General features: G+C 69.2%; 6 protein-coding genes, 1 tRNA gene and 1 pseudogene. 3 read left to right on the top strand and 5 right to left on the bottom strand.

Annotation, left to right across the window (positions count from 1 at the left end):
• The first annotated feature begins 368 nt into the window (after positions 1-368).
• Both G6021_RS09585 and G6021_RS09580 read left to right on the top strand, forming a co-directional pair.
• Positions 369-1,079 (top strand): queuosine precursor transporter, encoded by a 711-nt coding sequence (locus tag G6021_RS09585; protein WP_182641160.1) that lies wholly within the window; start codon positions 369-371, stop codon positions 1,077-1,079.
• Entirely contained in the window at positions 1,076-1,444 is a 369-nt protein-coding gene (locus G6021_RS09580) for a CHY zinc finger protein (protein ID WP_182641159.1), read from the top strand. The genes G6021_RS09585 and G6021_RS09580 overlap by 4 nt, the downstream gene beginning before the upstream one ends.
• Here the strand turns inward: G6021_RS09580 and G6021_RS09575 are convergent.
• Both G6021_RS09575 and tgt read right to left on the bottom strand, forming a co-directional pair.
• Positions 1,429-2,085, bottom strand: a complete 657-nt coding sequence (locus G6021_RS09575) for a hypothetical protein (RefSeq protein WP_182641158.1) — start codon at positions 2,083-2,085, stop codon at positions 1,429-1,431. The two genes, G6021_RS09580 and G6021_RS09575, sit on opposite strands and share 16 nt — an antisense overlap.
• A gap of 86 nt (positions 2,086-2,171) precedes the next feature.
• Positions 2,172-3,458 carry a tRNA guanosine(34) transglycosylase Tgt gene (gene tgt, locus G6021_RS09570; protein WP_182641157.1) on the bottom strand — a complete coding sequence of 429 codons (1,287 nt, stop codon included), beginning with the start codon at positions 3,456-3,458 and terminating at the stop codon, positions 2,172-2,174.
• A 158-nt stretch (positions 3,459-3,616) separates the two neighbouring features.
• Here tgt and G6021_RS09565 point away from each other — a divergent pair, with 158 nt between their 5' ends.
• Positions 3,617-4,261 carry a TetR/AcrR family transcriptional regulator gene (locus tag G6021_RS09565; protein ID WP_182641156.1) on the top strand — a complete coding sequence of 215 codons (645 nt, stop codon included), beginning with the start codon at positions 3,617-3,619 and terminating at the stop codon, positions 4,259-4,261.
• Between the two features lie 41 nt (positions 4,262-4,302).
• Here G6021_RS09565 and G6021_RS09560 read toward each other — a convergent pair.
• The 3 genes and pseudogenes from G6021_RS09560 to G6021_RS09550 form a co-directional block, all read right to left on the bottom strand.
• Positions 4,303-4,393, bottom strand: a tRNA-Ser gene (locus tag G6021_RS09560).
• 59 nt (positions 4,394-4,452) lie between these two features.
• Positions 4,453-4,659: a CsbD family protein gene (locus tag G6021_RS09555; RefSeq protein ID WP_017838254.1), complete on the bottom strand. Its 207-nt coding sequence runs from the start codon at positions 4,657-4,659 to the stop codon at positions 4,453-4,455.
• 123 nt (positions 4,660-4,782) lie between these two features.
• Positions 4,783-4,953, bottom strand: a pseudogene (locus tag G6021_RS09550) (nucleoside deaminase); the annotation flags it as partial.

Genomic DNA, 4,953 nt, shown 5'->3' with positions numbered 1-4,953 from the left:
CCCCATCCCCCCGCCGTCCCCCATCCCGGTTGGCGGACATCAACCCGCGCCTGGCGGACTTCTCGCGCGAGATCCGGCCCGAGAATCGGCGAGGAGTCCGCCAACTAGGTGGGGCTGTCCGCCAACCGGGGTGACTCGGGATACGCGGGATTCGCGGGATGCCGGACGGGCGCGGATAATCGACGCCCGTGACCACTTCATCGCAACAGAACCCTGACCTGCGCGGGCCTGGGCGGCCGGACGGGACCACCCCCGAGCCGGCGCGCAGCACCCCGAACCCCACAGACTCGACCTCCACTAACGCGACCACCACCGGCCACGCCTCCCCCGGCGACCGCGGCGGGACAGACCGCGCAGTCTTCGCCACCATCGCCAGCCCGTACTACGGCTACCTGATCGCCCTGTTCGTGGGCGTCATGCTCATCAGCAACGTCACCGGCACCAAGGGCGTCCTGCTCTTCCCCGACCTGAGCTTCGAGCTCGGGTTCCTCTCACTCGACGGGCTCGTCACCGACGGAGCCTTCCTGCTCTTCCCACTGGCGTACGTGTTGGGCGACGTGATCAGCGAGGTGTACGGCTTCAAGGCGATGCGCCGTGTCGTCCTCTCCGGCTTCGCCGTCCTGGCGCTGGCCGCGCTGAGCTTCACGTTCACCGTCCATCTGCCGCCGGCCCCGTTCTACGAGAACCAGGACGCGTTCGAAGCCGTGGCCGGCGTGATCCCGCAGTTCTTCCTGGCCGGCCTGGCCGGGTACGTGGTGGGCGAGCTGCTCAACAGTTACGTCCTGGTGTGGATGAAGCGCCGCACCGGGGAGAAGACCCTGTGGGCCAGGCTGCTCGGTTCGACCGTGGTGGGCCAGCTCGCGGATACCATCGTCTTCTGCACCATCGCCGCACCCGCCCTGGGCATGGTCCTCGGGTCGGGCGACTACTGGAACTACGTGGTGATCGGGTTCGTCTGGAAGACCCTCGTCGAGGCGGTCCTGCTGCCGGTGACGTACGTGGTGATCGCGTGGATCAAGAAGCGCGAGCCCAGCTATCAGACCGCACTGTCGGGTTCCCTGTCACAATCGGCGGTATGATCTCCGCTGACCGGGACGCAGACGACGGGCGCGACGCCGCTCGACCCGCCGCGGTGACCGTGCTCGGCGCGACGGTCGACGACCAGACCAGGTGCATCCACTACCACGGCCCGTTGGACGTCATCGCGATCCGCTTCCACTGTTGCGGCGAGTTCTATCCCTGTTTCCGCTGCCACGCCGACGCCACCGACCATGCGCTGTCGGTGTGGCCGCGGGACGAGTTCGACACCGATGCCCTACTCTGTGGCGCGTGCCGGACCACGCTGACGATCAGCGAGTACCAGGCCACCGACGCCTGCCCGGCCTGCGGAACCGCATTTAATCCGGGGTGCTCGCTGCACTACCGGCTCTACTTTGAGTCCTGAGGGCCGCCGCTCGTGTCGATCACCCTCATCACATCGACGAGGACATCGAGGTAGATGCGAATCATCTCCTCACGACGCATCTCGGAGGCGTCGGGCGGGACCGTCCACCCGGATTTCGGCATCGACGGGGCGGGCATCTTCTCCGCGGCCGCAGCGAGCCCGCGGGACTCGCGAGGGCTGATGCCGAGGAGGGTGGCGTCCGCGACGATGGTCTCCAGGGTCTCTCGCAGGACGGCGAGGTTGTCCGGGTCCATGACGTCGACGGCCCGGTTCATGTCCTCGTGGAGCCAGTAGACCGACTCGTAGTCCTCCGGGGATTCCTGGGCCTCCGCCCATTCCTCGGCGATCGTGGACAGCGCGTCGAACAGGAGCTGACCGGCCATCGCGGTCCCGTGCCAGCATCCCCAGTGCTCGTCGTACGGCATCGCCACGACGCGAGCGATCAGGCGGTCGGCCCGGTCGTCCTGCCCCCTGGCGAGCCGGCTGGCGGCTTTGTCCAGGAGGTTCCGTGCGGCGTCGGCGGCGGCTTCACTGAGCTCTGTGAGCGCCCCGGTCTTCGCTTCGGGATGCAGCCCGTACGGGGTCCGCCTCGCCATCTCGGCCTCGAGGTCCGCGGGCAGGTCGCGTCGGTCGTTCGTCACGCCCCCACCCTGCCAGGATATCCCCGCTGTGGCAGGCGCGTCGGGTTCCGGGGCGCACTTCTCACCGCGCGCAGTCCAGCTCAGACTCAGACCTTTGCCGAGTAGTACCGTCCCAGGAACTCGGCCTTGTAGGCCGCGTACTCATCCGGCCCGGTCTCCATCGCGGCGCGCACCTCGTCGACCAGACGCACCACGAACGCCAGGTTGTGCAGCGTCAGCAGGGTCGAGCCGAGGAACTCCTTGGCCTTGAACAGGTGGTGGAGGTACGCCCGGCTGTACTCGCGCGAGACCTCGGACGGGCCCTCGGGATCCAGCGGGGTGTGGTCGTGCCGGAACTGGGCGCGGGTGACGTTGACCCGCCCGTCCAGCGTGTAGATGCCGCCGTGGCGGGCCAGACGGGTGGGGGCCACGCAGTCGAAGGTGTCGGCCCCGTTCTCGACGGCGGTGAAGATGTCGTCGGGCTCACTGATCCCCAGCAGGTGCCGCGGCCGGTCCTCTGGCAGTTCCTCGGTGCACCAGCCGACGATCGTGCCCAGGTTCTCCTTCTCCAGCGCCCCGCCGATCCCGTAACCGCCGAACCCGCGCCGCCCCTGGCCTTCAGCCCGGTCACTCATCTCCACGAGCCCTCGCACAGCCTGTCGCCGCAGGTCCTCGAACTGCGCGCCCTGGATCACGCCCCACAGCGACTGCCCGGGCCGGTGGGTGCGCTGCTCGGAGAGCGTCTGGTGCTCGTCAAGGCAGCGCTGGGCCCAGCGACGCGTGCGCTCGACTGAAGTCTCCTGGTAGACGCGGGTGTTCATCAGGGTGGTGAGCTCGTCGAAGGCGAACATGATGTCGGCGCCCAGGCCGTGTTGGATCCGCATCGACACCTCCGGGGAGAAGCGGTGCGGCGAGCCGTCGAGGTGCGAGGTGAAGGTGACGCCGTCCTCGTCGACCTTGGCGAGCCGGCCCTGGCCCTTGTTGGTGGCGGAGTCGTCCGGTGTCGTGGCGGCGCCCGCCGACATCTCGATCACCTTCTTGAACCCCACCCCGAGGCTCATCACCTGGAAGCCCCCGGAGTCCGTGTAGGTGGGCCCGGACCAGCGCATGAACTCACCGAGGCCGCCGGCGGCGTCGACCACGTCGTGGCCCGGCTGGAGGTACAGGTGATATGCGTTGGCCAGGACTGCCTGTGCCCCGGTGGAGCGGACCTGCTCGGGAGTCAGGGTCTTGACCGTCGCCTTGGTGCCGACCGGGATGAACGCCGGGGTCGCGATGTCTCCGTGCGGGGTGTGGATGACGCCGGTACGGCCCCCCGCGGTGCCGGCGAGGACCATCCGGGAACCCACGTCGAAGGTGGTCGCGCGCGGGGTGGGGGGTGTGTGATCCGACATGGGTCCCATCGTGGCACGACGGTCCGGGGGGCCGGCCGTGGCCCTACGATGGGGGGAATCGAGGACGGCAGCCCGCGACGACGGCGGGAAACGCCGCGGCAGGAAACGACGGCGGCAAGAAAAGACGGCGGCAGGAAACGACGACGACGAGGTGAGCGATGACCGGTACGAGCGGCCGACGGCTCTCCCGGCACGAACGCCGAGACCAACTCGTGGTCCTGGGGGTCCGGCTCCTCGAGACGGTCCCTTTTCACGCCCTCTCGATGGACGACGTCGCCGAGCGGGCCGGTGTCTCCCGCAGCCTGCTCTTCCACTACTTCCCCACCAAGCTGAACTATCTCACGGCGGTGGTCCACGCGGCCGCCGAGCACGTCCTGTCGCTCACCCAGGTGCCCGAGGGGACGAGCGCGGAGGACGGGACCCGCGCGATCATCACGGCCCTGGTGCGCTACATCCAGCGGCGCCGCGACAACTACGTGGCGGTGCTGCGGTCGGGCAGGTCCGTGGACCCGATGCTGGAGCAGGTCGTCGACGGCATGCACCGCACCATCAGCCAGCGCATCCTCCACAGCATCGGGGTGACCCGGCCCGGCCCGATGGCGCTGGTCCTCACGCGCGCATGGTTGGCCGGTGTCGAGGAGCTGGCGTTGCTGGGCGAGGAGTCCGGGCTGCCCCAGGAGACCGTGATCGAGTCCGCGATCACGACTCTGCATGCAGTCGCCGCCCTGCCGGACTTCGTCTCGGACGTCGTCCCGGGCGACGACCCGGTCCACCGGAGCAGTTCTACGCACTCCGAGAAATGAGGAGAGCCCCGGAACTCCGATGAGTTCCGGGGCTCTCCCAGTGGCGGTGGCGGTGGGATTTGAACCCACGGTTGGGGGTTACCCAACACAGCATTTCGAGTGCTGCACCTTCGGCCGCTCGGACACGCCACCGCCGATCAGGCTACTTCACGAGCGGCCGCAGGCGGAAATCGCCTGCTCGCCGGGGCGAATCAGGCCTTGTCGTTGCCGGTGAGCTTGCTCGCGGCCTCGTTGGCCTTGTCCTTGAGCTTCTCGGCACCCTGCTTGATGCCGGCCTTGCCCTGATCCGCCTGGCCCTCGGCCTGGAGGTCACGGTCGCCGGTCGCGGCGCCGGCCGACTCCTTGGCGCGGCCGCCGAGCTCCTCGGCCTTGTTCGAGAACTTGTCTCCCACACCCATGTGGTGCTCCTCTCGATCGCGGCGCCGGTGCCCGGCGCCTCTCCCGATCCACCGTACGGAGATGTGCGCCGGGCCTCCACCGGACCATGGTCACGATCCCGTCACCGCCGTACGGGGGCGCCGCTACCGCCGAGCGCGGAAGAACTGTTCCAGCAGCGCGGCGCACTCGGTCTCGAGCACCCCGCCCCGGACCTCGGGGCGGTGGACGAGCCGGCGGTCGCGGACCACGTCCCAGAGCGATCCGCAGGCCCCCGTGCGGGGCTCCCACGCGCCGAAGACGACGCGGCCCACGCG

The organism is Dietzia sp. CW19 (genome assembly GCF_014145265.1).
Classification (GTDB): Bacteria; Actinomycetota; Actinomycetes; order Mycobacteriales; family Mycobacteriaceae; genus Dietzia; species Dietzia natronolimnaea.
This window is presented reverse-complemented; position numbering and strand designations above follow the sequence as displayed.

Bases quoted from the DNA above. Each gene is read 5' to 3' on its own strand.
- G6021_RS09555 (WP_017838254.1), bottom strand. From the start codon at position 4,659: ATGGGTGTGGGAGACAAGTTCTCGAACAAGGCCGAGGAGCTCGGCGGC.
- G6021_RS09580 (WP_182641159.1), top strand. From the start codon at position 1,076: ATGATCTCCGCTGACCGGGACGCAGACGACGGGCGCGACGCCGCTCGA.
- tgt (WP_182641157.1), bottom strand. From the start codon at position 3,458: ATGTCGGATCACACACCCCCCACCCCGCGCGCGACCACCTTCGACGTG.
- G6021_RS09565 (WP_182641156.1), top strand. From the start codon at position 3,617: ATGACCGGTACGAGCGGCCGACGGCTCTCCCGGCACGAACGCCGAGAC.